Origin of the sequence: Rhodoferax sp. TH121 (assembly GCF_002251855.1) — a bacterium.
In the GTDB taxonomy this organism is placed as follows: Bacteria; Pseudomonadota; Gammaproteobacteria; order Burkholderiales; family Burkholderiaceae_C; genus Allorhodoferax.
The window spans coordinates 302,383-327,064 of sequence record NZ_NOXW01000021.1 but is presented as its reverse complement, the minus strand read 5'-3'; the positions used below and the strand labels follow the sequence as shown (position 1 = coordinate 327,064).

General features: G+C 60.9%; 28 protein-coding genes. 13 read left to right on the top strand and 15 right to left on the bottom strand.

Going from position 1 to position 24,682, the window contains the following annotated elements:
* Positions 1 to 22: 22 nt before the first annotated feature.
* Positions 23 to 814, bottom strand: coding sequence for an ABC transporter substrate-binding protein (locus tag CHU94_RS11555; protein WP_176452011.1), 792 nt, complete (start codon positions 812 to 814; stop codon positions 23 to 25).
* A 146-nt stretch (positions 815 to 960) separates the two neighbouring features.
* Between CHU94_RS11555 and CHU94_RS11550 the strand changes: the two genes are divergently transcribed.
* From CHU94_RS11550 to CHU94_RS11530, 5 genes are all read left to right on the top strand, one after another.
* A complete protein-coding gene (locus tag CHU94_RS11550; RefSeq protein WP_094479970.1) occupies positions 961 to 1,377 on the top strand; it encodes a DUF2069 domain-containing protein in 417 nt (138 codons plus the stop codon).
* Positions 1,374 to 2,798: an FAD-binding oxidoreductase gene (locus tag CHU94_RS11545; RefSeq protein WP_094479968.1), complete on the top strand. Its 1,425-nt coding sequence runs from the start codon at positions 1,374 to 1,376 to the stop codon at positions 2,796 to 2,798. Before CHU94_RS11550 ends, CHU94_RS11545 begins: the two co-directional genes overlap by 4 nt.
* Before the next feature lie 86 nt (positions 2,799 to 2,884).
* A complete protein-coding gene (locus tag CHU94_RS11540; RefSeq protein ID WP_176452010.1) occupies positions 2,885 to 4,042 on the top strand; it encodes a sugar MFS transporter in 1,158 nt (385 codons plus the stop codon).
* Positions 4,043 to 4,079: 37 nt separating this feature from the next.
* Positions 4,080 to 4,928 carry a thymidylate synthase gene (locus tag CHU94_RS11535; RefSeq protein WP_094479964.1) on the top strand — a complete coding sequence of 283 codons (849 nt, stop codon included), beginning with the start codon at positions 4,080 to 4,082 and terminating at the stop codon, positions 4,926 to 4,928.
* 5 nt (positions 4,929 to 4,933) lie between these two features.
* Positions 4,934 to 5,422, top strand: a complete 489-nt coding sequence (locus CHU94_RS11530) for a dihydrofolate reductase (protein WP_094479962.1) — start codon at positions 4,934 to 4,936, stop codon at positions 5,420 to 5,422.
* A 1-nt stretch (position 5,423) separates the two neighbouring features.
* On the opposite strand, the gene CHU94_RS11525 is transcribed toward CHU94_RS11530, so the two are convergent.
* Positions 5,424 to 5,642 carry a glycine zipper 2TM domain-containing protein gene (locus tag CHU94_RS11525; protein WP_094479960.1) on the bottom strand — a complete coding sequence of 73 codons (219 nt, stop codon included), beginning with the start codon at positions 5,640 to 5,642 and terminating at the stop codon, positions 5,424 to 5,426.
* 188 nt (positions 5,643 to 5,830) lie between these two features.
* Here CHU94_RS11525 and CHU94_RS11520 point away from each other — a divergent pair, with 188 nt between their 5' ends.
* Positions 5,831 to 6,232: a response regulator transcription factor gene (locus CHU94_RS11520; protein ID WP_094479958.1), complete on the top strand. Its 402-nt coding sequence runs from the start codon at positions 5,831 to 5,833 to the stop codon at positions 6,230 to 6,232.
* A gap of 5 nt (positions 6,233 to 6,237) precedes the next feature.
* Here CHU94_RS11520 and CHU94_RS11515 read toward each other — a convergent pair whose 3' ends face one another.
* Complete coding sequence (locus CHU94_RS11515) at positions 6,238 to 6,870, bottom strand: response regulator transcription factor (RefSeq protein WP_094479956.1); 633 nt, start codon at positions 6,868 to 6,870, stop codon at positions 6,238 to 6,240.
* Between the two features lie 56 nt (positions 6,871 to 6,926).
* Here CHU94_RS11515 and CHU94_RS11510 point away from each other — a divergent pair, with 56 nt between their 5' ends.
* Together CHU94_RS11510 and CHU94_RS11505 are read left to right on the top strand one after the other, a co-directional pair.
* Positions 6,927 to 8,282 carry a CHASE3 domain-containing protein gene (locus tag CHU94_RS11510; RefSeq protein ID WP_094479954.1) on the top strand — a complete coding sequence of 452 codons (1,356 nt, stop codon included), beginning with the start codon at positions 6,927 to 6,929 and terminating at the stop codon, positions 8,280 to 8,282.
* Positions 8,283 to 8,463: 181 nt separating this feature from the next.
* A complete protein-coding gene (locus tag CHU94_RS11505; protein WP_094479952.1) occupies positions 8,464 to 8,778 on the top strand; it encodes a BON domain-containing protein in 315 nt (104 codons plus the stop codon).
* A gap of 40 nt (positions 8,779 to 8,818) precedes the next feature.
* On the opposite strand, the gene CHU94_RS11500 is transcribed toward CHU94_RS11505, so the two are convergent.
* Entirely contained in the window at positions 8,819 to 9,760 is a 942-nt protein-coding gene (locus CHU94_RS11500; protein WP_176452009.1) for a zf-TFIIB domain-containing protein, read from the bottom strand.
* A gap of 160 nt (positions 9,761 to 9,920) precedes the next feature.
* On the opposite strand from CHU94_RS11500, the gene CHU94_RS11495 reads away from it, so the two are divergent.
* Positions 9,921 to 10,694 carry an exodeoxyribonuclease III gene (locus CHU94_RS11495; RefSeq protein WP_094479948.1) on the top strand — a complete coding sequence of 258 codons (774 nt, stop codon included), beginning with the start codon at positions 9,921 to 9,923 and terminating at the stop codon, positions 10,692 to 10,694.
* Between the two features lie 93 nt (positions 10,695 to 10,787).
* Here CHU94_RS11495 and ntrC read toward each other — a convergent pair whose 3' ends face one another.
* From ntrC to CHU94_RS11460, 7 genes are all read right to left on the bottom strand, one after another.
* Positions 10,788 to 12,332 carry a nitrogen regulation protein NR(I) gene (gene ntrC / locus CHU94_RS11490; RefSeq protein WP_094481026.1) on the bottom strand — a complete coding sequence of 515 codons (1,545 nt, stop codon included), beginning with the start codon at positions 12,330 to 12,332 and terminating at the stop codon, positions 10,788 to 10,790.
* A gap of 28 nt (positions 12,333 to 12,360) precedes the next feature.
* Positions 12,361 to 13,431: a nitrogen regulation protein NR(II) gene (gene glnL, locus CHU94_RS11485; protein WP_255033927.1), complete on the bottom strand. Its 1,071-nt coding sequence runs from the start codon at positions 13,429 to 13,431 to the stop codon at positions 12,361 to 12,363.
* Positions 13,432 to 13,477: 46 nt separating this feature from the next.
* Positions 13,478 to 13,999 carry a hypothetical protein gene (locus CHU94_RS11480; RefSeq protein WP_094479946.1) on the bottom strand — a complete coding sequence of 174 codons (522 nt, stop codon included), beginning with the start codon at positions 13,997 to 13,999 and terminating at the stop codon, positions 13,478 to 13,480.
* A 184-nt stretch (positions 14,000 to 14,183) separates the two neighbouring features.
* The gene (gene glnA / locus CHU94_RS11475) at positions 14,184 to 15,599 is read right to left on the bottom strand and encodes a type I glutamate--ammonia ligase (protein ID WP_094479944.1); all 1,416 of its coding nucleotides are present in this window, start codon (positions 15,597 to 15,599) and stop codon (positions 14,184 to 14,186) included.
* A 224-nt stretch (positions 15,600 to 15,823) separates the two neighbouring features.
* Complete coding sequence (locus CHU94_RS11470; RefSeq protein ID WP_094479942.1) at positions 15,824 to 16,630, bottom strand: molybdopterin-binding protein; 807 nt, start codon at positions 16,628 to 16,630, stop codon at positions 15,824 to 15,826.
* On the bottom strand, positions 16,627 to 17,481 hold the full coding sequence (locus tag CHU94_RS11465) for an EI24 domain-containing protein (RefSeq protein ID WP_094479940.1): 855 nt from the start codon (positions 17,479 to 17,481) through the stop codon (positions 16,627 to 16,629). The genes CHU94_RS11470 and CHU94_RS11465 overlap by 4 nt, the downstream gene beginning before the upstream one ends.
* Positions 17,482 to 17,484: 3 nt before the next feature.
* Positions 17,485 to 18,234, bottom strand: coding sequence for a 16S rRNA pseudouridine(516) synthase (locus CHU94_RS11460; protein ID WP_094479938.1), 750 nt, complete (start codon positions 18,232 to 18,234; stop codon positions 17,485 to 17,487).
* Positions 18,235 to 18,303: 69 nt separating this feature from the next.
* Between CHU94_RS11460 and CHU94_RS11455 the strand changes: the two genes are divergently transcribed.
* Complete coding sequence (locus CHU94_RS11455) at positions 18,304 to 19,833, top strand: HD domain-containing phosphohydrolase (protein ID WP_094479936.1); 1,530 nt, start codon at positions 18,304 to 18,306, stop codon at positions 19,831 to 19,833.
* A 69-nt stretch (positions 19,834 to 19,902) separates the two neighbouring features.
* A complete protein-coding gene (locus tag CHU94_RS11450) occupies positions 19,903 to 20,598 on the top strand; it encodes a DUF2726 domain-containing protein (RefSeq protein ID WP_094479934.1) in 696 nt (231 codons plus the stop codon).
* Positions 20,599 to 20,633: 35 nt separating this feature from the next.
* Here CHU94_RS11450 and CHU94_RS11445 read toward each other — a convergent pair whose 3' ends face one another.
* Positions 20,634 to 21,302 (bottom strand): transaldolase family protein, encoded by a 669-nt coding sequence (locus CHU94_RS11445; RefSeq protein ID WP_141211450.1) that lies wholly within the window; start codon positions 21,300 to 21,302, stop codon positions 20,634 to 20,636.
* An 18-nt stretch (positions 21,303 to 21,320) separates the two neighbouring features.
* Positions 21,321 to 21,758: an RbsD/FucU family protein gene (locus CHU94_RS11440; protein WP_094479930.1), complete on the bottom strand. Its 438-nt coding sequence runs from the start codon at positions 21,756 to 21,758 to the stop codon at positions 21,321 to 21,323.
* Positions 21,759 to 22,093: 335 nt separating this feature from the next.
* Here CHU94_RS11440 and CHU94_RS11435 point away from each other — a divergent pair, with 335 nt between their 5' ends.
* Positions 22,094 to 23,014 (top strand): PfkB family carbohydrate kinase, encoded by a 921-nt coding sequence (locus CHU94_RS11435; protein ID WP_094479928.1) that lies wholly within the window; start codon positions 22,094 to 22,096, stop codon positions 23,012 to 23,014.
* A gap of 2 nt (positions 23,015 to 23,016) precedes the next feature.
* On the opposite strand, the gene CHU94_RS19270 is transcribed toward CHU94_RS11435, so the two are convergent.
* Complete coding sequence (locus CHU94_RS19270) at positions 23,017 to 23,166, bottom strand: hypothetical protein (RefSeq protein WP_176452008.1); 150 nt, start codon at positions 23,164 to 23,166, stop codon at positions 23,017 to 23,019.
* A gap of 58 nt (positions 23,167 to 23,224) precedes the next feature.
* Here CHU94_RS19270 and arfB point away from each other — a divergent pair, with 58 nt between their 5' ends.
* Positions 23,225 to 23,629: an alternative ribosome rescue aminoacyl-tRNA hydrolase ArfB gene (gene arfB, locus CHU94_RS11430; RefSeq protein WP_094479926.1), complete on the top strand. Its 405-nt coding sequence runs from the start codon at positions 23,225 to 23,227 to the stop codon at positions 23,627 to 23,629.
* Positions 23,630 to 23,864: 235 nt separating this feature from the next.
* On the opposite strand, the gene CHU94_RS11425 is transcribed toward arfB, so the two are convergent.
* A complete protein-coding gene (locus CHU94_RS11425) occupies positions 23,865 to 24,143 on the bottom strand; it encodes a hypothetical protein (protein WP_141211449.1) in 279 nt (92 codons plus the stop codon).
* Positions 24,144 to 24,682 lie beyond the last annotated feature (539 nt).

Sequence of the window (24,682 nt, the reverse complement as noted above, 5' to 3'; positions counted from 1 at the left end):
CCAGCCACCGCAGGGGCAGCGGCTAGCGCTCGACCAGCGTGGGCTGGGCCTTCCATTTCTGGAAGCTCTTGCGGATCAACTCCTCCAGCACGCCATTCTTTTTGAGCAGCGCCAGGCGGGCGTCGATTTGCTCCAGCTTGTCGGCGCATTTGCCGTTGCGGGTGAGCACCAAGTAGTTGGGCGTGTCGGTCAAAAACGGGGTTTTCACCACAAAGCGCTCCTCGTCGCCCCGCTTAAGCAGCAGCGCCATGCCGGTGTAGTAGCCGGTGATGAAGTAATCGAGCCGCCCCAGCGCAAGTTTGTCAAAGTTGCTTTCTGGGCTGTTGGACTCCTGGATGTTCAGGCGCTCACGCAGGTACTCGTCTACCCCGCTGCCAAACACATTGCCCCGGGTAATGCCGCCGCGCAGGCCCACCAGGTCCACGCGGTCTTTGTATTCAAACGGATGCTCGCGAAAGCCGAATACCGCCACCGGGTTGGAGAGCGCAGGCGTCTTGGGGTAGAGCAAAAACACCTCACGCTCGGGCGTTTTCTTCAGGGTGGCCACCATGTCCACCTCGCCACGCTCGGCCAGGGTCATGATGCGCGGAAACGGCCCCTGGTAGCGCACCTCGTAGGCGATGCCGAGGTCGGTCAACACGCGTTTGGCAATCTCGATGCTGGCGCCCTGCAGCGTTTCCCCGTCGTACCAGTGCATGGGCGGGTAAGACGGGTCGGCTGTAACGATCACGCGGTTGCACTGTGCCTGCGCCCCCGCGCAGACACCCAGCCACAAGCCACCGAATGCCAACCACCGCAGAAGGTTTGCTGCCATCGCCATACTCCCAGCGCCCAAGGGGCAGGCCCAGCCTATTCCTATCGCTGCCCGCCAGCAAGAGGGGAAAACCGGCCCCCTGCCGGGGCATGAAGCCGGCGGGGCCGCCCGGCACCAGCATTTGTTTTAAGCTACGCGGCTAACCTATGCAAGCTACTCCCCCCACCCCCTCTTCTTCCCACACCGTGCAGCTCAGCCGCTGGGTGGCCGTCGCCAGTACGCTGGGCCTGATTCTGCTGGGCCTGCTGTGGGAGCTGTGGCTGGCCCCCACCGGCAGCGGCACCTTGGCCATCAAGGTGCTGCCCCTGTGTATTCCGCTGGCGGGCATGCTCAAAAACCGCATGTACACCTACCGCTGGGTCAGCCTGATGGTGTGGCTGTATTTCACCGAAGGCGTGGTGCGCGCCTGGAGCGACAAGGCGCCCGGCAACTGGCTGGCCCTGCTGGAGGTGCTGCTGTGCATCGTGCTGTTTGTAGCGTGCACCGCCCACATCCGCCTGCGCCTAAAGCACGCCAAGCAGGCTGCAACCCCTGACGAACCGACGACCCGCACTGCCCCATGACCGACACCGAAACCCTGCGCGCCACGCTGCGTACCCTGGTGGGCGACGCCCATGTACTCACCGACGGCGACCTCACCGCCTTTGAGCAAGACTGGCGCAAACGCGAGCGCGGCCGCGCCCTGGCCGTGGTGCGCCCCGGCAGCACCGACGAAGTGGCCGCTGTGGTGCAAGCCTGCGCGGCGGCCGGCGTGAGCCTGGTGCCTCAGGGTGGCAACACTGGTATGGTGGTGGGCTCCATCCCCGATGCATCCGGTACCCAGGTGCTGCTGAGCCTGCAACGCCTGAACCGCATCCGCACCATCGACGCGGCCAACCTCACGGTCACCGTGGAAGCGGGCTGCGTGCTGCAGACGCTGCAAGAGGCGTGCGAGAAGGAAGGCTTTTTGTTCCCCCTGAGCCTGGCCGCCGAGGGCAGCTGCACCATAGGCGGCAACCTGGCCACCAACGCGGGCGGCACGCAGGTGGTGCGCTATGGCAACACGCGCGAGCTGTGCCTGGGCCTGGAGGTGGTGACGGCGCAGGGCGAGGTCTGGAGCGGCCTGACCGGCCTGCGCAAGGACAACACCGGCTACGACCTGCGCCACCTGTTCATAGGCTCCGAAGGTACGCTGGGCGTGATCACCGCGGCCACGCTGCGCATGTACCCCCTGCCCGCCGCCCAGCTCACTGCGTTTGCCGCCGTGCCCTCGCTGGATGCAGCCGTGGAGCTGCTGGGCCTGGCACACCAGTACCTAAACGCGGGCTTGACCGGCTTTGAAGTGATGGGCGAGTTTGCGCTCAGCCTGGTGCGCAAACACTTTCCGCAGCAGAACGTGCCGTTTGGCGGCTTGTCACCCTACTGTGTCGTCCTCGAAAACTCCGACCACGAATCCGAAAGCCACGCCCGCGAACAGTTCGAGCGCCTGCTCGAAGCCGCATTGGAGCAAGGCTGCGTGCTGGACGCCGTGGTGGCCGAAAACATTGCCCAGGCGCGCGCGCTGTGGCACATCCGCGAGAGCATTCCGCTGGCGCAGGCCCAAGAGGGCCTGAACATCAAACACGACATCTCGATTGCCGTGTCACGCATTCCGGCTTTTGTGACGGAGGTGGACGCCCTGCTGGCGCAGCACTTCCCCGGTGTGCGGCTGGTGAACTACGGCCACCTGGGCGACGGCAACCTGCACTACAACGTGCAGGCCCCGGAAGGAGCGGATGCCGAAGCCTTCTTGCGCGACCAGGAAGGTCCGATCAATGCGCTGGTGTACGAAGTGGTGGACCGCTACAACGGATCGATTTCTGCGGAGCACGGCATTGGCAGCCTCAAACGCGAGAAGCTGGCGCACCACAAATCGCCGGTCGCCCTGAACGCCATGCGCGCCATCAAGGGCGCGCTAGATCCGAAAAATCTGATGAATCCAGGAAGAGTGCTATCAATAGAGTAGCTGCTTGCGCAAATAACACGGGGTCTTGGGTCATATTTGGCATAAAAATCACCCCTCTCCATCAACTTCGCATTCAGGAATCTGCCGTGGCGCACCTCATTCTTCTGGGCATTGTGTATGTGTCCTTCATCAGCCTGGGCTTGCCGGACGGCATTCTGGGCGTGGCCTGGCCCGCCATTCGGGCCGACATGGGCCAGCCCCTGGCAGCGGTGGGCGCCATCACCATCGCCATGACCATCAGCTCAGCCACGGCCAGCTACTTTGCAGGGGTCATTGCCAAGCGCGTGGGCACCGGTGCGGTGGTGGCCGCCAGCTGCCTGATGACAGCGCTCGCGCTGCTGGGATTCTCGATAGCGCCATCGTTTGGCTGGCTGGTGGCGCTGGGGGTGCCGCTGGGTCTGGGCGCAGGCGCGGTGGACGCCAGCCTGAACCACTTTGTGGCGGCGCACTACTCCTCGCGCCACATGAACTGGCTGCACGGCTTCTGGGGGGTGGGCGCCACCACCGGCCCGCTGATCATGGGTCTGGCATTGGCCAGCAGTGGTGGCTGGGCACTGGGCGTGCGCAGCATTGGCCTGATGCAGCTGACGCTGGCCGTGGTGCTGTTTGCCACGCTGGCCCTCTGGGCCAAAGAACACTCCAAGCCGCCCGCAGGAGAAGACGCCCATGGCACGGCCACCTTCAAACCGGTGCGCCCGCTCGCCACTTGGTTGGCGCCCACACTGTTTTTGTTTTACGTAGCCGCCGAAATGGGCACCGGCCTGTGGGCAGCCAGCATCTTGGTCACCGACCGTGGCCTCACGCAAGCCCAGGCGGGAGTCTGGGTGTCGGTCTACTTTGGCTCCATCACCGCCGGGCGCTTTGCCGTGGGGCTGATTGCCAACCGTCTGGGCAACCGCCGGCTGGTGCGACTGGGGATTGCAGTGGCCAGCGCGGGCGCTTTGGTGTTTGCCTTGCCCGCCGTGTTTGGCGGTGCGGCCAGCGTCGGCCTCGTACTCATGGGCCTGGGCTGCGCGCCGGTGTTCCCATCCCTGATGCATGAGACTGCGCGCCGTTTTCCCGACGATGTGGCACGCACCGTCATCGGCCGGCAAATGACCTTTTCCTACGTAGGCGGCTCCATCATTCCCGCAGCCTTCGGCCTGCTGGCCACCTGGGCCGGGCTGGGGGCGGTGATGCCGGTGGTGGTGCTCATCCTGCTGGCGCTGCTGGTACTGGCCTCGACGCTGGACCGCATGACCTGACATTCGCCCTCGCGCACAGACCACTAAAATTCCGCCCATGACCAGCACCACCTCACTCCGCCCCGTGCGCAGCCAGTACGAAGACTTCATGCGCCATGTGCACACCACGGGTGTGTTCAAGGCCGACCGCACCGGCACTGGCACGAAGAGTGTGTTTGGCTACCAGATGCGCTTCGATTTGAACGAAGGCTTCCCGCTGGTCACGACCAAAAAAGTGCACCTGCGCTCCATCATCCAGGAGCTGCTGTGGTTCCTGACCGGCTCCAGCAACAACAACTGGCTCAAAGAACGTGGCGTCACCATCTGGGACGAATGGGCCAACCCCGAAACCGGCGACCTGGGGCCGGTGTACGGCGTTCAGTGGCGCAGCTGGCCCACACCAGACGGCGGCCACATCGACCAGATTGCCGATGTCATCAAGACCCTGAAGAGCAACCCCGACAGCCGCCGCATCATCGTGAGCGCCTGGAACGTGGCCGAGCTCAACAAGATGGCGCTGATGCCTTGCCACGCCTTCTTCCAGTTCTATGTGGCACCCGCCACCGAGCCGGGCGGCAAGGGCCGTTTGAGCTGCCAGCTCTACCAGCGCAGCGCCGACATCTTTTTGGGCGTGCCCTTCAACATTGCCAGCTACGCGCTGCTAACCCACATGGTGGCCCAGCAATGCGACTTGGACGTGGGCGATTTCATCTGGACCGGCGGCGACTGCCACATCTACAGCAACCACACCGAACAGGTGGAGCTACAGCTGAGCCGCGCGCCCATGGCCTACCCCACCCTGCACATCAAGCGCAAACCCGAGAGCATTTTCGACTACCAGTTTGAAGACTTTGAGGTGCAAGGCTACGAGTGCCACCCCGCCATCAAGGCACCGGTGGCGGTGTAAGCGGCATGCCCCGTCTGCACCTGATCTATGCCCGCGCTGCCAACGGCGTGATTGGCATCAACGGCACCCTGCCCTGGCATTTGCCCGAAGACCTGGCCCACTTCAAGCGCACCACACTGGGCTGCCCGGTGATCATGGGACGCAAGACTTGGGACTCGCTGCCACCCAAGTTTCGCCCGCTTCCGGGGCGCACCAACATTGTGGTGACGCGACAGCCTAATTGGCACGAAACAGGCGCTCAGACCGCACTGAATCTGCGTGAAGCGCTACAACTTTGCGAGCAATCAAGCGATGTGTGGGTGATTGGCGGTGCCCAGCTGTATGCGCTGGCGGAGCCGCTGGCCAGCACTGCGGTGGTGACCGAGATTGAACAGGACTTTGCGGGCGACGCGTTTGCCCCCACGCTGGGCCCGGCCTGGAAAGAAAGCGCCCGCGACCACCAGTTGGCGGCCAGCGGGCTGGCTTTCAGCTTTGTGACCTACACCCGCGGCTGAGTTACTTCTTGGTGGACTGGTGGCCAATGACGCCGCCCGCAGCCGCACCGGCTGCCGTGCCCAGCACGCTACCGCCGCCAATGATGTTGCCCGCCACGCCGCCGATGGCGGCGCCCACAGCGGTGTTTTTCTCACGCGTGGTCATGCCCGCGCAACCGCTGAGGACCAAAAGTGCCAGCACAACAGCAGTGCCGCGCAGAGAGATGGATGTTTTTTTCATGGAACGACCTTGTTATGAAGCATCAGCAGAATCTGATGCCTGCAGTATCTGCACGCGCCCTTGCGGCGGGTAGCAGACAGCACCGCAAACGGCTGTAGGTCTTGTCCTACACGCAGTCGGGTTGGTGGCCCATGGCCGACCATCGGGTTTGCAGGCACACTGTCAACAGATACGCTCTACACCCCGCCATGCCTGCGCTCAGCACCTTTCTTGTCGAGGACAGCCCAGTTATTCAGCACAGCCTGATTGCCACGCTGCAAGAGCTTGCCCCGGTAATGGTGGTGGGTGTTGCAGAGGACGAGCAGGCGGCCCTGCACTGGCTCGCACAGCCCACCCATGGGGCGGACTTGGTCATCGTGGACATCTTCCTGCGCAGCGGCTCAGGGCTGGGGGTGCTGCGGGCAGGCCGCCAGCGCTGGCCGCAGCGGCCCATGGTGGTGCTAAGCAACTACGCAACGGCCGACATGCGCAGCACCTGCCTGGCGCTGGGGGCGCAGCGCGTGTTCGACAAATCCACCGAAATCGAGGCGCTGATCTTGTACTGCCAAACTCTGGCCGGTGCGGCAAGGGCTGACACAGTCATTGCCTGATGGGGCTACTGAATCAGTCCGTTCTTGAGGCCGTAGTAGGTCAGGTCGCTGTTGGACTCCAGGCGCATTTTCTCCATCACACGGGTGCGGTAGGTGCTGACAGTCTTTACGCTCAGCGACATGCTGGTGGCAATGTGGCCCACGGTCTCGCCCCGCGCCAGGCGCAGAAAGACCTGCAGCTCGCGCTCGGAGAGCTGGGTGTGCAGCGGTTTGTCACTGTCCTCGCTCAGCCCTTCTGCCAGCAGTTCGGCCACGCCAGGGGTGATGTATTTGCGCCCACGGTGCACGGTGCGGATGGCCTGGACGATGTCCTCGGGGTCGCAGTCCTTGTTGAGGTAGCCGCTGGCGCCCTGACGCAACAAGGTGGTGGCGTAATGCACCTCAGCAAAGCCGCTCAGGATCAACACCGGCAGATCGGGGGCACGTGCCTTGATGGCCACCAGCGCGTCCACCCCGCTGTGGTCGGGCATGGCAATGTCCATCACCATCACGTCCACCTCGCCTTGGCGCACGATGTCCAGCGCCTCGCGGCCGTTTCCCGCCTCGGCCACGACCTGAAAGTCCGGCTGGTCTGCAAAAAACTGACGCAGCCCGGCGCGCACCATGGCATGGTCGTCAACAATAGCAATACGGATCATGGGTGCAGCAACAAGTTCATGCGGCATGATCCCACACTTCGCCGCACACTTGGCACATGACAACACCGCCCTTTTTTCAACGCCCCCCGCTGGTCATGGCCCTGGCCTTGGCAGCGGCTGCAGCGGTGCTCTTCATCAGCGAGGCCTCGTACTGGCGTTCGGCCGGCACCTTGCGAGAGCTCACCGACATGGGGGCTGCCCGAACCCAGATCCAGGTGCTCGAGCGCAGCATGCTGGACGCCGAAACCGGCCAGCGCGGCTACCTGCTCACGCGGCGCAAGGAATACCTGGAGCCCTATGCCCAGGCCTTGCTGCGTATCGACGAGGCCTACCGCGTGCTGGACGCCTACTATGGCACCGACCCTGAATCGCAAGCCCTTCTGCAGCGCCTGCACACTCTGACGGAAACCAAGCTGTCTGAGCTGGCGCTGACGCTGCAGCTCTACGAAGAAGGCCGTGGGAAGGCCGGGCAGGAAATCCTGATGACCGACATTGGCCGCGAGAAGATGGATGCCATCCGCGCCACCAGTGCCGAGTTGTTGGAATACCAAACCAGAGCGGTCAGCGCCAGCCGCGCCGAGCTGGACCGCACGTTGGCGCTGGGGCGGTTTGGCGTGGCGCTGCTGAGTGCACTGAGCTTGTTGGCGCTGTTTTTCTACTTGCGCCAGTCTCAGGTGTTGAAGCGGCAGCAAGCGGAACTGCAGCGAGTGGTGCAGCTGGAGCGTGACCGTCTGGAAGTGGAAGTGAGCCACCGCACGGCCGAGCTGATTGCGCTGGCGCAGCATTTACAGACCACCCGGGAGGACGAGCGCCAACGTCTGGCGCGCAACCTGCACGATGAGCTGGGTTCACTGCTGACCTCGGCCAAGCTGGACGCGGCACGCATCAAATCCCGTCTGGCCAGCACGGCACCTGAAGCGCTGGAGTTGCTGGCCCACCTGGTGGGCACGCTTAACAGCGGCATTGCGCTGGGGCGCAGCATCATCGAAGATCTGCGGCCTTCTTCGCTAAGCAACTTGGGCTTGGTGGCCGCACTGGAAATTTTGGCGCGGGAGTATGCGGCCCAATCGGGCGTGGCTGTGCATTGCCAGCTGGAGCCGGTGGCGCTGCGCCCATCGGCCGAGCTGGTGGTGTACCGCCTGGTGCAAGAGGCGATCACCAACATCACCAAATACGCACAAGCACGCAATGTCTGGATCACGCTATGCCCGCACGTCGGCCAGGTGGAGGTATCGGTGCGTGACGACGGCGTGGGCTTTGACACCGCGGCCAAGCCCAGCTCCGCCTATGGGCTGGTGGGCATGCGTTTTCGGGTCAGCGCAGAAGGCGGCAGCCTGCACTTGCAGTCCCACCCAGGGCAAGGCACACAGATTCTGGCACGCCTTCCCGAGCACACAGCGCCCGTAGCCTAGGCGTGTCGGAACTGTCCTACGCGCGTGCGCGCTCTGCGCCCACACCCATACGGCCACCCTGCTGATTCGCACCGGTGCGGCTTGGATGAACACTGGAGCCCTGCCGCAAAACCGTCGGCTTTGGGGGCAACCCGAGGCCAAGCCACAGCGGACTTTGTTCACTACCGATTGGAGACACACCATGCACTTTCGCACCTTTCTGGCCTTGGCGTTTGCCGCCCTGCTCACCCTCACCGCAACCGGCTGTGCCGTGCAACGCGGACAATCCACAGTGGGCGCCTACGTGGACGACACCGCCATCACGGCCTCCGTCAAAGCACGCTTTGTGGAAAACAAGGTGGTAGATGCCGCAGCCATCAGTGTGGAAACGCTCAACGGTACGGTGCTGCTGTCGGGCTTCGCCAAGAGCGCGGAAGAAAAAGCCACGGCTGCAAGCCTGGCCTTGGGTGTCAAGGGCGTGAGGGCGGTCAAGAACGACATCGCCATCCGCCCCTGAGAGCGGCACCGGGACCGCGCCCTCCGACAAGGCCACACCGCTACCTGAAGAAACCCCAGCCAACTAAGCCCAGCACAAACAGGCCCAGCCAATTGCGCCAATCACGCAGGCGGCCCATCAGGCCACGCTGCCCACCATCGTCATGCCGTGACACCAGGTTGGCGTGCCGGAGCCAGCGGTGGAACTGGGTGGCACGGTGGTCGCCCTGCTGCTCCCGCAAGCGTCTGCCCCAGGGCTTGGCTTGTCGGGGCTGTTGCGCACGCAGCAAGGGCTCCACCGCGTCCAGCAGGGGCCGGACACTGGTCCAGTCGGCCCACACCAGCACGTGGTCGCAGCGCGGGCAAGAGGTCTCGGTCGTCGGGTCCAGGGGGTGGCCACAACCCCGGCACGCCATGGCCAAGGGGTTGGCACCGGGTGGCAGCTGCAGCACATCGCCATGGCGCACCAACAAGGCGGAGGCCAGGCGCGGCACATCCACCATGCGCAGGGGGCTCTGGCAGTAGGCACACAGACTGGCTTGGGGGGCGTGCTCCCCGGCGCCACATTGCAGACACTGCAGTGCCCGCCCCTCTTGGGCCAGACTGGTTCGGTCAGCGGGCAGCACCTGGCGCAGCAGGCCGCGTTCCGCCAGCAACAAGGAGAAGGTTTGCAGTTGCCCGTGGCCCTGCTCACACTCCAGGGCTGCCGTGTGGCCAAACCGTGTTTGGTTGCGCACAGCGGAAAGCGGCTTGCGACAACGCACACAGGCCATGTTGGGCGGTAATACGGCGCGAGACGCCGGTTGCAGCACCATGGCACGCAGCAGCTGCACCCAGCCCAGGCCCGAGAGCCGCACCGACTCAAAGGCATCGAACCACACCAGATAGCAGGCCGTGCACAACTCCACCTCCACTGACTTGGCATAGTGCCCCTCCAGCACCAGATGGCGCAGCGCTTGCTGGCATGCGGGGCACGGAGCAGAGGTGGCAGTGGCGGTGTGCATGGAGCAGCGGGGAAGCCGATGTGAAGATTTTTCTAAGCAGGCCAGCACCGCATGGGCAAGGTGCGAAAATTCGCCGCTGGATGAGGAGCGTCCATTGTGGCATTGGGCCCGTGGTGCACTGCCCTGCCTCTTTTTTGCCCACCCTACCCTGCAAACTGCCATGAAACTTGCCACCTGGAATGTGAACTCTTTGGGCGTGCGCCTGCCGCAGGTACTGGACTGGCTGGCCAGCAACCCGGTCGACGTGCTGGCGCTGCAGGAACTCAAGCTCAGCGACGACAAATTCCCCGCAGATGCCTTTGAGGCGATCGGCTACCACCCACAGTGGTTCGGCCAAAAGACCTACAACGGCGTGGCCCTGCTGAGCCGTACTCCAGCCACTGAAGTACTCAAAAACATTCCCGGTTTTGACGATGAGATGGCACGCGTGATCACCGGCACGGTAGACGGCGTGCGGGTGATTGGCGCCTACTTTCCCAACGGGCAGGAGCCCGGCAGCGACAAGTTCGACTACAAGATGGAATGGCTCACCGCGCTGCGCCGCTGGGTGAAGGACGAGCTGACCCGCCACCCGCAGCTGGTGCTGATGGGCGACTACAACATCACCTTCGACGACGACGATGTGTGGGACCCCGAGGGCTTGTTCGAGAGCATCCACTGCACCGAGGAAGAGCGCTACCACCTGCGTGCCCTCATCGCCTTGGGCCTGCACGACAGCCACCGACTGTTTGCACAGCCGCCCAAAAGCTTCAGCTGGTGGGACTACCGCGACGCGGGCTTCCGGCGCAACCGCGGCCTGCGCATCGACCACATCCTGGTGAGCGAGGCGCTGCGCCCCCGCGTGACGGCTTGCGAGATCGACAAACAACCTCGCAAAAACGAGCGCCCCAGCGACCACGCGCCGGTGGTGGTGGAGATAGCACCGGCCGCATAAACAAAAAGCCGACGCATGCGTCGGCTTTTTGCTATGATTTCAGGAGCTGCTTGCGCAGCATTCACGAGCTTTGGAGCCCTAAAGCACTAAAAATTACTCTAAGCCCAGCTCCTGGATCTTGCGGGTGATGGTATTGCGCCCAATGCCCAGCTTGTGCGCTGCCTCGATGCGGCGGCCCTTGGTGTTGGCCAGTGCCGCCAAAATCAGGCGCGACTCGAAGCGGCGCGTCAGCGTGTCCCACACCTCGGGCTGGCCGGCGCCCAGCAGGGCCACGGCCTCAGTTTCCAGCTCAGCCTCCCAGCCTTCCAACGGGCCGTGCGCTGCGGCGGCACGGGCCAGCACATGCGACAGGTCTTCCGCCTCCCCTGCCGGGTGGCCGTGAGTGTGGGGGTCTTGCGGAACGTCCTTGAGCTGCGCTTCTGGCGCGGCGGTGAGCACAGGTTTGGTTTGCAAAGGCTCGCCAGTTTCCGAGCGCCCCAGGCTGACCTCGGGCGGCAAGTCCTTACGCTCAATAACCTGCGCTGGCGCCATCACCGTGAGCCAGTGGCAGATGTTTTCCAGCTGACGCACATTGCCCGGAAAGCCAAAGCCTTCCAGCCAAGCCAGCGCCGCGTCCGAGATGCGCTTGGGCTCCACGCCCAGCTGCTTGGCACTTTGCTGCAGGAAATGGCGCGTGAGCATGGCCACGTCTTCCTTGCGCTCGCGCAGCGCTGGCAGGCGCAAGCGGATAACGTTCAAGCGGTGGAATAAGTCCTCGCGGAACACGCCATCCTTGACCCGCTGCTCCAGATCCTGGTGGGTGGCGGCAATCACGCGCACATTGGATTTAACCGCACTGTGGCCGCCGACGCGGTAGAAGTGCCCGTCGCTCAAGACGCGCAGCAAACGCGTTTGCAGCTCGAACGGCATGTCACCAATTTCATCCAAAAACAGCGTGCCACCATCGGCCTGCTCGAAGCGGCCACGGCGCATGGTTTGCGCACCCGTGAAGGCACCGCGTTCATGGCCGAACAGTTCGCTCTCCAACAGATCTTTGGGAATGGCGGCGGTATTGATGGCCACAAACGGGCCATCGGCACGTGGGGAATGCTTGTGCAACGCGCGGGCCACCAGCTCCTTGCCGGAACCCGATTCGCCGGTGATCATCACCGTGACATTGCTCTGGCTCAGGCGGCCAATGGCGCGGAAGACGTCCTGCATGGCGGGTGCCTGGCCCAGCATTTCGGGCGACTCGGCCATGCGCTCCTCGCTCACCTCTTCGCGCTGGCTTTCTTCCACCGCACGGCGGATCAGCTCGACCGCCTTGGGCAAATCAAAAGGCTTGGGCAAATACTCAAAAGCTCCACCTTGGAAGGCGCTCACGGCGCTGTCCAGGTCCGAGAACGCCGTCATGATGATGACGGGCAGCCCAGGGTGTTTGGCTTTGACCTTGTCGAGCAGGTCCAGACCCGAACCGCCGGGCATGCGAATGTCGCTGACCAGAATCTGCGGGCCTTCATCGTCCGCGGCCGTGGCCAAGGCACTCAGTACATCGCGTGGATTGGAAAAGCTGCGCGTAGGCAAATGCTCGCGCAGCAGCGCCTTCTCCAGCACGAAGCGGATGGACTGGTCATCATCTACGATCCAAATCGGCTTCATGTTGTGGCGCACCCTTAATCATTGGCTATTACGGTAACGGAATCAGAATCTTGAAGTCCGTTCGGCCCGGCACGCTATCGACTTCAATCAGGCCGTGGTGTTGTTGAACAAAGGTTTGCGCCAATGTCAGCCCCAGCCCCGAACCACCTTCCCTGCCCGACACCAGCGGGTAAAAAATGCGGTCTCTGATCGAATCTGGCACGCCAGGTCCGTTATCGATTACATGCAATTCCAATGCCAACCGATAACGCTGCTTGCCGAACGTGACCTGACGCGCGACACGGGTACGGAATGTGAGGTTGGCGTCCCCCGCAGCGATGCGTTCGGAGAGCGCCTGGCACGCGTTGTGCGCGATATTCAGCACCGTTTGAATGAGTTGCTCGCGGTCACCACGAAACTCGGGGATGGAGGTGTCGTAGTCGCGAACCACACGCAGGCCGCGCGGGAATTCGGCAAGGATGAGCGAGCGCACCCGCTCACACACTTCGTGGATATTCACATCGCCCACAAGGTGCGGACGACGGTGTGGCGCCAGCAGGCGGTCCACCAGGCTTTGCAGGCGGTCCGCCTCGTGAATGATGACCTGCGTGTACTCGGTCAGCTCCGGCGACTCCATCTCCATCTCGAGCAGCTGCGCCGCCCCCCGAATGCCACCCAGCGGGTTCTTGATCTCGTGCGCCAGGTTGCGGATCAGTTCTTTGTTGGTCTGTGCCTGCTCGGCAAGACGTTCCTCGCGGTCTTGGCGGGCCTGCTGTTCTAGCGGCACCATCTCGATGATGATGTCTTCCGACTGCTCGGTGCGGGTCACGATCACATGCACGGGCATGGGCTCGTGGGCTGTTCGCTTGAGCCAGGCGTCGTAACGCAGTGCGGCAAACGCATTTTCTGAAGCGCCTTCCAGCGCACTCTGCAAGGATGCGGGCTCCGTGAAAAACTCAGCAAAGTTGGAACCCAGCAACATGCGCCGCGAGGTGCCCAAGGCGTCCTCCAGGGCGGCATTGGAAAACAACACATTGGCATCTGCGTGTACCACGGCTACCAGAGTGGCCAGCAAGTCAAAACAGGCAAAGTGCTCGGGTACGAGTTCAGGTCGATTCACGGCGCGGATATGAGAGCGCTGCACAGAAAATGGTGCAGCAGAAAACTTACTTCATGGAGGCCAGCGGCGCATTGGATGCAGGCACACGCCCCAGTTCGCGACGAATGCCCGCAATGTCACTCTCGTTGCGGGCAATGGCTGCCTTGAGTTCGGCCACCCGGTCCAGGTATTTCTGGTGATTGCGGGTTTCGGGTCCGAGCTTTTCAGGCTCGCCGTTGTTGTATTCCTTGACGAGCTCAATCTGGCGAGCCTCGGCCTTTTTGAGTTCGGATTCCAGAATCAGGCGGGCATCGGAGTCTTTGGCGCGCTGGTCGGCGGAGTCCACCCGCGGCGCTGGCGCACTGGCACTGCTACCGCCACTGGAAGCAACCTTGGCCCCAGTGTTGGCGGCGGGCTTGGCAGACTGCACCACGGTCACATTGCCCCCGGATACGAGCTTGCAATTCTTGGCCTGCGCTTCGGTAACGGTGTTGGTGTACTCGTTGCCACAACGGTAAATGCGGTCCTGCGCCACCGCAGTGGTCGCACACGCCAAGGTCATCCAAGAAATCAAAAAGGTGGTTTTCATGCAGTGTCCGCGCTATCAAGGCCTGAGCGCTGGATTCAGTATGCGCCAAAAAGTGCCCAAAAACAAAGAAAGTGACCGAGTATCCATGCGGATTGGACCGGAATCTGTGTCACTTTGTTTGCAAAAAAAAGGACGGCTTGCGCCGTCCTTTTCGCCTGCAGCGCTGCCGGTAAGGCAGCCGCGATTACAGGGAGTAGTACATGTCGTATTCGACAGGGTGCACAGACATGCGGTAGCGTGTCACTTCTTGCATCTTCAGGTCGATGTAAGCATCGATCATCGAGTCAGTGAACACACCACCCTTGGTCAGGAACGCGCGGTCCTTGTCCAGGTGCTCCAAGGCTTGATCCAAGCTGTGGCACACGGTTGGCACCTTTGCATCTTCCTCGGGTGGCAGATGGTAGAGGTCCTTGGTGGCGGCTTCGCCGGGATGGATCTTGTTTTCCACGCCGTCCAGACCCGCCATCAACAAGGCAGCGAAGCCGAGGTATGGGTTCATCAGTGGATCGGGGAAACGTGCTTCCACGCGACGGCCCTTGGGGTTTGCCACGAAAGGAATACGGATGGAAGCGGAACGATTCTTGGCAGAGTACGCCAACTTGACCGGAGCTTCAAAGTGAGGAACCAGGCGCTTATAGCTGTTGGTGCCAGGGTTGGTGATGGCGTTCAGGGCACGTGCGTGCTTGATGATGCCGCCGATGTAGTACAGCGCGAAGTCAGACAAACCGGCATAGCCGTCACCGGCGAACAGGTTTTTGCCGTCTTTCCACACGGACTGGTGCACGTGCATGCCGGAACCGTTGTCACCGTGGTAAGGCTTGGGCATGAAGGTGGCAGTTTTGCCGTAGGCGTTGGCCACGTTGTGTACCACGTACTTTTGCAGCATGGTCCAGTCAGCGCGCTCAACCAAAGTGGAGAACTTGGTGCCGATTTCGTTCTGGCCAGCGCCCGCCACTTCGTGGTGGAACACTTCAACCGGGATGCCCAGGGATTCGAGAATCAGGGACATTTCGGCGCGCATGTCTTGCGTGCTGTCAACGGGAGGAACGGGGAAGTAGCCGCCCTTGGTGGTGGGACGGTGACCGCGGTTGCCGCCTTCGAGCTTGGCTCCGGTGTTCCAGGGGGCTTCGTACTCTTCCACTTCGTAGAAGGTGTTCTGGGGATCGGTGCTCCAACGGATGCCGTCGAAGATGAAGAACTCTGGCTCGGGACCAAAATAGGCCGCATCGCCGATGCCGGACGCCTTCAGGTAGGCTTCTGCGCGCTTGGCGATGGAACGGGGATCACGGTCGTAGGCCTTGCCGTCCGATGGCTCCACCACATCGCAATTCATGATGATGGTGGTTTCTTCGAAGAAGGGGTCAATGTTGGCGGTATTGGGATCGGGCATGAGCAACATGTCCGACGCTTCAATGCCTTTCCAGCCAGCGATGGAAGAACCGTCGAATGCGTGGCCGGAAGTGAACTTGTCTTCGTCAAAATGCGAAACAGGCACGGTGGTGTGCTGCTGCTTGCCGCGGGTATCGGTGAAACGGAAGTCAACAAACTTGACTTCGTTCTCTTTCACCATCTTCATCACGTCTGCGACGGTCTTGGCCATCAAATACTCCTGTTGCACGGTTGTAAAAAGAATTGCCCTGCCCACAATGCAGCTTTTGTGCCAAAGACCACAGCCCCGGCAATTAGGCAAACGACCTTATTTTGCCTTGAGAAGTCGCGATTTTCGGCGGCGCACCGGAAAGAAGCACCTTGCTGACGATTGCGCCCCGCATTTGCGCACAATTTTGGTGCGCACAAAAGGCGCACCAAACACGTGCCTCGCCATCAACGCACCAATTCGGGGCCCAGCGACAACCCCATGGCGCGCAAGGCGGCATGGAGTTCGGAAAAGGCCGACTCCACAGCAGCAGGCGCTCCCTTGACGCCCAGTTCAATATGGCGCCCCCACTCTGGATGGTCGACGCTGGGCAAGCTGAACACTTTGATTGCATGTTCGCGTTCCAAGGTTTCCATGAGCGGCGTGAGCGCCGACTCCATGGCACCAAAGACGATCACGGATCGCTCCTGGTGCGCCTGCTGAACAAAGAAGTGCGAGTATTTGGTGTCCAGCACCCACTCCACCATGGGCCAGGCCATGACCGGAAAGCCAGGTACAAAGTGGATGTGCCCCCCACGTGCCCCGGCACAGCTAAAGCCGGGAATTTTGTTGTAGGGGTTCGGGATGATCTCTGCGCCTTGGGGGAACATGCCCATGTTAAGCCGGTGCACATTGTCGGCACGGTCAGGTTCGTAGGGCTGGCCTTGCTCGCGGGCCACATCCTGCATGCGTTCACGGATCAGGGCTTCGGCCTGCGGATGCAACACCAGCGGCAGGCCCAACGCCCGTCCCGCGCACTGGCGCGTGTGGTCGTCTGGCGTAGCGCCAATGCCACCGAATGAAAAAACCACGTCACCCGATTCCAACGCGCGCTGCAAGGTCTGGGTGATGCGTTCTGGGTCGTCGCCCACATAGTCGGCATAAGCGACTGACAGGCCACGGCACGAGAGCAGCTCAATTGCTTTGGTCAGGTGTTTGTCGGCCCGCTTGCCCGAGAGAATTTCGTCACCAATGATGATCAGACCAAAATTCATAACACCTCCAAAGCCTGTTCAGCGGGGCTTGGCACGGGTTCCAGCGCTGCTGCCGCAGTCTCTCGGCGCAGCTGCTGCAAGGCAGCCAAACAGTAGTGGGTGAACCACAGCGAAGAAAACGCAAATATCAGCGTGTACAGCCAGATCGACAAGGGCACCAGCACCGGCGCCAAGGCCACGGCCACAAAGCCCACCGACCACACCAGGCTGGGTGCCGCGCCCAAGTAGCCGGTAAAAATGCCCATGCCCAACAGCCACCAACGGTGGCGGCGCATCAGGATGTGGCGCTCTTCGGTCGTCGCATGGTCTGCCAAGGCGTCAAACGCCAGCACTCGGTAGGTGAGCCAGCCCCAAATCAGTGGCGGCAAGACCAATACCAGCGGGGGCACAAACCACAACGGCAGCGAAAGCACCAGCAAGGCGAGAGCAGTCAAACTCGCCCCCAGCCCCCACAACACACTCACCAGATAGGACGCACCGCCAGTGCGCTCCAGTGTTGGAAAACGGCGCTGCGTGACCAGGCGCACGATCAAGGGTGTCATCAAAGTGGCGACGAACAACAGACTGGCCACCACAATGAGTGGGGTGGCCAGTGCAATCACAATGAGGGGCACCAGAACCGTCTTGAGCTTGCCCGCACCAATTGATTCGAGCCAAGCCCAGAGTTGGTTAAGCAAGTCCGAAGATTCAAGCAAGCCCTGCACTGCCGCCAGCGCAGGGTCCATGTAGAAATAGCCAAGCCCAGCAATTAAACCGACGACCAGTAGCAGGGGCAAAAGAGAAAGGCCAATGACTTTGGGGTGCAGGCAATAGGCGACGGATCGCCAAAACGCGTCAAGCATGGGATTCATGGCTTACTCCTTGGCTTGCACCGCTACCAACTCCTCGGCGCTGAGCCAGCGCCATTGGCCGGGCGCCAAGTCGGCAGGCAGCGCCACGCCTCCGATGCGGGACCGGTGCAAACCTTCGACGCGGTTGCCTACGGCAGCCAGCATGCGCTTGACCTGGTGGTACTTGCCTTCGGTCAGGGTGAGGCGCAGGTGGAACTCGCTGACCGCTTCACAGGCGGCGGCGCGTACCGGCTTGGGGTCGTCGTCCAGCACCACGCCCGCGAGCAGTTTCTGCACCTGCTTCTCATCAAGAGCATGTTTGACGGTCACTTCATACACCTTGGGTACGTGGTGCTTGGGCGAGCTCATGCGGTGAATGAACTTGCCGTCGTCAGTGAGCAGCAACATGCCGGTGGTGTCCTGGTCCAGCCGCCCCACCGCCTGCACGCCCTGCACCGCCGCTTTTTGCGGCCGCAAGCGCAGGGGCGATGGCAGCAGTGTGTAGATGCTGGGGTAGGTCGAGGGCTTCTGTGAACACTCGGTACCCGCCGGCTTGTGCAACACCAGATAGGCCTTCTCGAAGTACTGCCATTCCACTCCCTGCACTTTGAAGCGCAGCCCTTCCGCTACAAATTCAGTAGCTGCTTGCGCAACAACGACGGGGCCTTCAGTGCTATTTGGCGTAAAAACCTGCACGAGGCCTTGTTGGATCAGACCCGCACACACGCGGCGTGTGCCAAAGCCCTGCGAATAGAGAATTTCCTGAAGCTGCATGGGCCCTAGTATCGCAGCCACAATCCGATAAACTGCAAAGCAGTCCTCCGCCCAACGAAAGCCCGCCTCATGTCCGATGATTTGGTGTTTAGTGACGAGCAAGCCGAAACCAGCAGCCGCAAATCCCTGCCCCCCTGGCAGATTTTGGTGGTGGACGACGAGCCCGCCGTGCACGAAGTCACCAAGTTGGTCATGTCGGACTTTGAGATGGACGGGCGTGGGCTGCATTTCACACACTGCTACAGCGCAGCCGAGGCAAGAACTGTGCTGGCTGAGCGCACAGATATTGCGCTGATTCTGCTGGACGTGGTGATGGAGTCTGAACACGCCGGGCTGGACTTGGCGCGCCACATCCGCGAAGACTTGGGCAACCTCAATGTGCGCATCATCCTGCGCACAGGCCAGCCCGGGCAGGCCCCCGAAGAGCAGGTGATCCGAGATTACGACATCAACGACTACAAGGAAAAAACCGACCTCACCCGTCGCAAGCTGATCACCGTGTTTTACGCCGGACTGCGTGCTTACCGCGACCTGATGCGGATCGAACAGGCCAGCCTGGGGCTGCGCCGCTCCATCGAGGCCATCAGCCAGGTCTGCGACTCGCGCAACCTGCGCGGTTTTGCCTCAGCGGTACTGGAGCAAGTCAACTTTTTGCTGGACCTGCATGGCGAAGGCTTGTGCGCGAGCCGTGTATCTGCGTACACGGCCAATGCCACCCAAGGCCAGCTCAAGGTGCTGGCCGCGACTGAAGCCTATTCACAACTGATGGTGGATGAAGAAGTGCGCAACCTGCCGGAGGGCGTGCAAGCGGCGATCACCCGGGCGCTACAAGAAAAGGTCAGTCACCATGGTGAGCGTTACTACGCCGGCTATTTCAAAACCAAAGCTGGTAGTGAAAGCCTGATTTACATGGAATTTGTGGAGCCCGTTGGGGCGCAGGCCCGCGAACTGCTGGAGCTGTTTTCGCGCAATGTGGCCATCACCTACGACGGCCTGCTGTTGCGCGAAGATACTGAAACGGCCCAGCGCACCACCATCTGCATTTTGGGCGGCGCTATCGAAAAACGCTGCAGCGAGTCGTCACTGCACTTGCAGCGTGTGGGCGACATCGCTGCACTGTTGACTGCAGCCACTGGTGGAACCGAGCAAGAAGTCGAGCTGATGCGGGTGGCCGCCACCCTGCACGATGTGGGCAAAGCCTGCATTCCCGACCACATTCTGACCAAGCCCGGCCCCTTGACGCCCGAGGAATGGGCCACCATGCAGACCCATGCCCAAGAAGGGCACGCACTGCTGTCGCACTCCCGCTCCCGTGTTCACACGCTGGGGGCCCAATTGGCACTGGAACACCACGAACGCTGGGATGGCACCGGCTACCCGCGCGGCTTGGCAGGCGAAGCCATCAGCCTGCCCGGACGGATTGCGGCCGTGGCCGATGTGTTGGACTCTTTGGTCAGCGCCAGCTGTTACAAGCCTGCGTGGACCTTACAGGCCGCGCTAGACTACCTGCAATCAGAATCCGGCCTGCAATTTGATCCACAACTCATCGCACTAGTCAACACCCAACGCCAAGCCATTGGGACTATTTACGCTGATTAAGCGATTGCGTAGACTTTCACCCGAGTAGTAGAGCCACGCCAGATGGCTTCATTTTTAGGGTGGTGTGAGATGTTCATTTCTTTTGTTGTGGGGATTTTGGTAGGAGCCGCCCTGCTCTTCTGGCGCAACCGCCACGTGGAGCGGCAGCGTCGCCGGATTCCGGCCAGCTGGCCACTCAAAACCCGTCCCTTGGTCAACAGCCAGGAGAGGCGCGTCTGGATTTGGCTCACCAAGGTGATGTTCGACCAACAGATCCTTATCAAACTTCCCGTGACCCGGTTTACTTCGCCAGCCAGCCAAGCTGAGGCTACCCACTGGTACAAATTGCTCAACGGCGTCTATTGCACGTTCACCATCTGCAGCCTGGACGGTCGGGTGATAGGCTGCGTCGATGTCCCGGGGCCCAATGGCTTGTCCATGGGCAACCAGACCCTCAAGCACAGCCTGCTGGACCAATGCAGCATCCGGTATGTGGTGGTGGACCCCAGCAACCTGCCACACCTGAGCCAAATTCGGGCGGCCTTTTTGGGCGAACAGGCTGCACGGACGAGCGCCAGCCAACCCTTGGATTCACGGTTCCAAGATGTGCGGGAACATTTGCAAGCAGTAGTGACCAAGCGCCGTCAAAGCAAAGTGACCGAGGCCACCCCCTCAGAGCTCGGCCCCCTGAGCATGCCTGACTTTCCCGAAAGCCGCCTGGCCTCTGGCTGGGAACTGAATTCTTTTGTGAGTCCTCTGGACAGCCGGCTCAGCGAACTCAAGTAGCGCTTGGCTGAGACTCGGGCGTCCGCCGTGGGCACTCAGACCCCACGCAGGCTGGCTTGGATATCCCGATCAAATTGCTGGATAGCGGCTTGCGTCAAAGCATCGGAGCTCCAGGCAACCAGGCTGGCCGGCGGCAAAGTAACGGCCGCAGCCCCCAAACCCATCAACTGGGCCAAAACGTCCGGCGACTTGATACTTGCAGCCAGCAACTGCGGGCCAGCATTTTGCTGCGCCACACACGCCTGCATGAGCGCCCAAACATTGCGCCCGTCATTGACCAAGCGTCCCACGTAGGGTGCCACATAGTCGGCCTCCATCTCACGGGCCCATAGCAGTTGCACGGGATTGGACAAACCGGTCAACAAGATTGGCTGCCCCTGCTTCTTGACCCATTGAATGCAGGTCGCCCATTCGGGAGCGCAGGGTAGTTTCACAGTGAGCTGTATGGAGAGACGTTGCGACAGAGCCCGTAATGCATCCAACCAAGCAGCCGCAAGCGCCAGGTCACTGCTGGGTAGCTGAAGCATCAACTCGGAGAATCCGTGGTCTGCTGCAGCCTGCAACAAATCCAGGTAAGTCGGCAGGTTGACCGGCAAACCCGCTTGATGGACAAGGCTGGGATTGGTCGTAACACCCTGCACGGACGGACAGCCCGCAGGGAGCTTCCAACTGCCAGTCTGGGCCGAATCCAGGTAAATCTTCACTGCGCAGTCCTTTGTGATTTAGAGAATGACGCCTTTGGCGTACATCGCGTTACCGTAGGCCGTCGACTCGCCGCTTTGTACGATCAAGCTCGCCCCCTTGATTCTGTCGTAGAAGGCAAACCGCTCCACGGGCTCGACGCGCTCTGGCGCGATACCCTCTGCTTGCAACAAACGCAATACCGCCAACTGCGCGTCTGTGCGGTGTGTATCAGGTTGGTGGCAGACACGCATGTACGCTGCGGGACACGCCATGTCATCAGCCAACGGAATGACCGATAGCACCGCGCGACTCACACGTTCCAGCGAGTGCCCCGGAAGGCGAACCAGTGGTTTCCCGGCACTCAAAAAATCGGCTGTGAAATTGGCATCCACCACAGCCACCCATTCGCCATGCCCCATGGCAGACAAATGCATGAGAAGCTCAGGAGTTAGGAGAGGATCAATACCTTTTAGCATGCGATAGGCTCCGAAGAAAGTGTATAGGTCGTTCGTAACGCGAAAACAGAGAAAAATAAATACATTGAATTTCTGTGCATGAGAGACTTGAAATTGGGCACTGGCTGAGCATGCCAGACACCATACGCAAATCATATTAGTAAAACCACTTGATTTATTTATGTGTATTTTTTGGTTTAATACTCTTTCGTCTTTATTAGCCACCACCCGCAACGATCGCTTGCAACTGGATATCAACAAATGAGGTTTCCCGCACAACAAGACGTGCGATGCTGGTTTAAGCTGCAACGTGGATCCGCCCCAAGCAGGTGTGGCGACTATCACAAGAGAAACACATGACAGCATCAATCTGGGTTCTGGGTGAAGCCCTCATGGACTGCGTAGCGCAGCCCGACGGGACATTGCGTCCCTTCATGGGCGGCAGCCCCTTTAATCTGGCGCGGGCGGCCGCCTTGCGCGGCGCACACGTGGGTTATATCAATCCATTGTCCACCGACCAGTTTGGCCAGCGCATGCGCGAGCGACTGGAACTGGACGGAGTTACGCCTTTGAGCGCCACCACCGCCCTTCCCACTTCACTCGCAGTGGTGCAAATTGACCATGGACAGCCTAGTTACGGCTTTTACCGTGAAGGCATCGCCGATCGGGACTACTCCGTAGATGCGGTTTTGCGTCGTTTACAAACGCAAACCGCGGGTGTGCTGCACACGGGGTCCCTGCTACTGGTGCCGCCAGAACATCACAAAGTGTTGGAGATTCTCACCGGAGCCAAATCGTTGGGATGGACCCTTAGCGTGGACGTGAACTTGCGCCCCAAGCTTGCGGCTGACCTGGCCCAGTATGTGAAAGCTGTGGAGCAGATCGCCCGACATGCGGATTGGCTCAAAGCCAGCGACGAAGACTTGGAGCTGCTAGGGTTCACCCGGCCTACGCGTGCAGATGGCGCAAAAATTGCTGCTCACTTCGCAGCACAAGGAACCCGCCGGATTGCTCTGACATTTGGCGCAGAAGGCGCTTGGCTGGGAGTGGATGGCGCCAGCGCCGACGCCGACGTACCCCCAACCCGGGTCGTCGACACGGTTGGCGCTGGCGATACGTTTTGGGGAAACTGCCTGGGTGATTGGACGCTGAGACCTGCAGACGCGCATTTGCGTGTGGGTCAAACATTGCAGGAGGCCATGCGCGCAGCTGCCATCAACTGTTCGCGCGCAGGCTGCCAACCCCCTACGTATGCAGAAGTGCAAGCGGCTGCTTGAAATTACTTGTTCTTGAGCTTGCCGCGGGGAATCACTGCAGTGGTAATGGTCGCACGCACCGGATCCACGCCCCCACTGGCGGGCTTGGGTGGCGAAGTATCTTTCTTCGGCTTCTTCGCTTCTTTGTTGGATTTTTGCTGACCCTTTGCCATAGTGACTCCTTGATGATGGTGGTAAGGTCAATCCAGTTTAACTGGCCCATCACTGCTCATGGCAATCGAAATTCAAATAGAGGAAGCCGAGGTAGAAACAACGGCGATTCGTGCACAAGGCGCAGGAGGACAAAATGTCAACAAAGTATCCAGCGCCATCCACCTGCGCTTCGACATACCAGCGTCCTCTTTGCCTGATGGCATCAAGGAGCGACTACTGCTCCTGCAAGACAGCCGCATCACCCGCGAGGGTGTAATGATCATCAAGGCACAGCAATTTCGTACACAAGAGCTCAATCGGCTGGACGCCTTCGCGCGGCTACATGCGCTGGTCAACAGTATTGCCACACCACCCAAGCCCCGCAAGGCAACCCAGCCTACCTACGCGTCCCGCCAGCGCCGTCTGCAGACCAAAACTCAACGCTCAGCCATCAAAGCCCAACGTGGCAAACCCGTGGAATAGGCAAGAAAAAAGCCGCCGCCCCTTGCGGGTTGGCGACTCTTGTCAGGAGGTATGGGCTGGCGTCAATTGAAAGAAGCCCCAGAACCCGCATGAAACCTAAAGAAAAGCATTCTTTCTTTGAGTTTGTTCCCCGATTTGTTCCCCGGTTTCGGTTTTGCTACCCCGCTTCAGGCGCTGGTCACATCGCAGGGATCCTTTCGTGCAAGGCTTTAATTGGACCTAGCTCATCTTTGGTTTAGACCTTATTCAGACCGACCCATGCCCTGGACGCTGATTCAGTCACAAGAACTGCGTGTTTTTTTCCAGTCGACTCCGCAGCGGCAACAGCTATATCTCGAACTTGCGCGGCAGTCAGTTCACCATGGCATTGGTATTCCGCCGGTGGCATTTTGTACTTAACACCATCGCTAGTGATCACATCCGTAATGTTTTTGGCCGCAAGCGCCTTCTCAAGAGTTGCGTAGTCCTTCGCTTGGGCGTCGTGAAGTTCGACGCGAATTGTAAATTTAGCCATTTTCCCCTCCCTTGATTTGCCACTGCGCCGCGCCGACATGGTCAACATTCAGTAGCAACCCGACGTTAGTATGACAACGTAAGCCGGGCACCCCCCCCCTCCCCATAACTTGCGCACACAAAAATTTGGCTAAGCGGCCGGTTTCCGGTCTATGGGTTCCAGACTTTTAATCCCCCCCTCCCCTTGTCCCACCGGGCGCACAGGCCAGCCCTACAACTACAAGCCATAGCCATAGCGAAGCGGCCCCACCCCAAACCCCAGGGGGGTAGTTTCATTTCCCCATAAACATGCTGCTAAGCGGTCGGTTTCCGGCCGACAACAGCCGCACTTTTGACCACCCCTGCCCCACCCTGTGTGCAGGCCCAGGCAAGGCCAACAACCCAGCCCCAGCAGTTATGCGTCTGAGGCCGCAGTTCAACACCCAGTGCATCCCCTCCCCACACATCTACAACAAGCACAGCACGAATGTGAGTAACACCGTTACGGAATAGTCCAACGCAGCACCGCGCAAAGTTCGGCCACCCGCTTTTTCTGTAGGG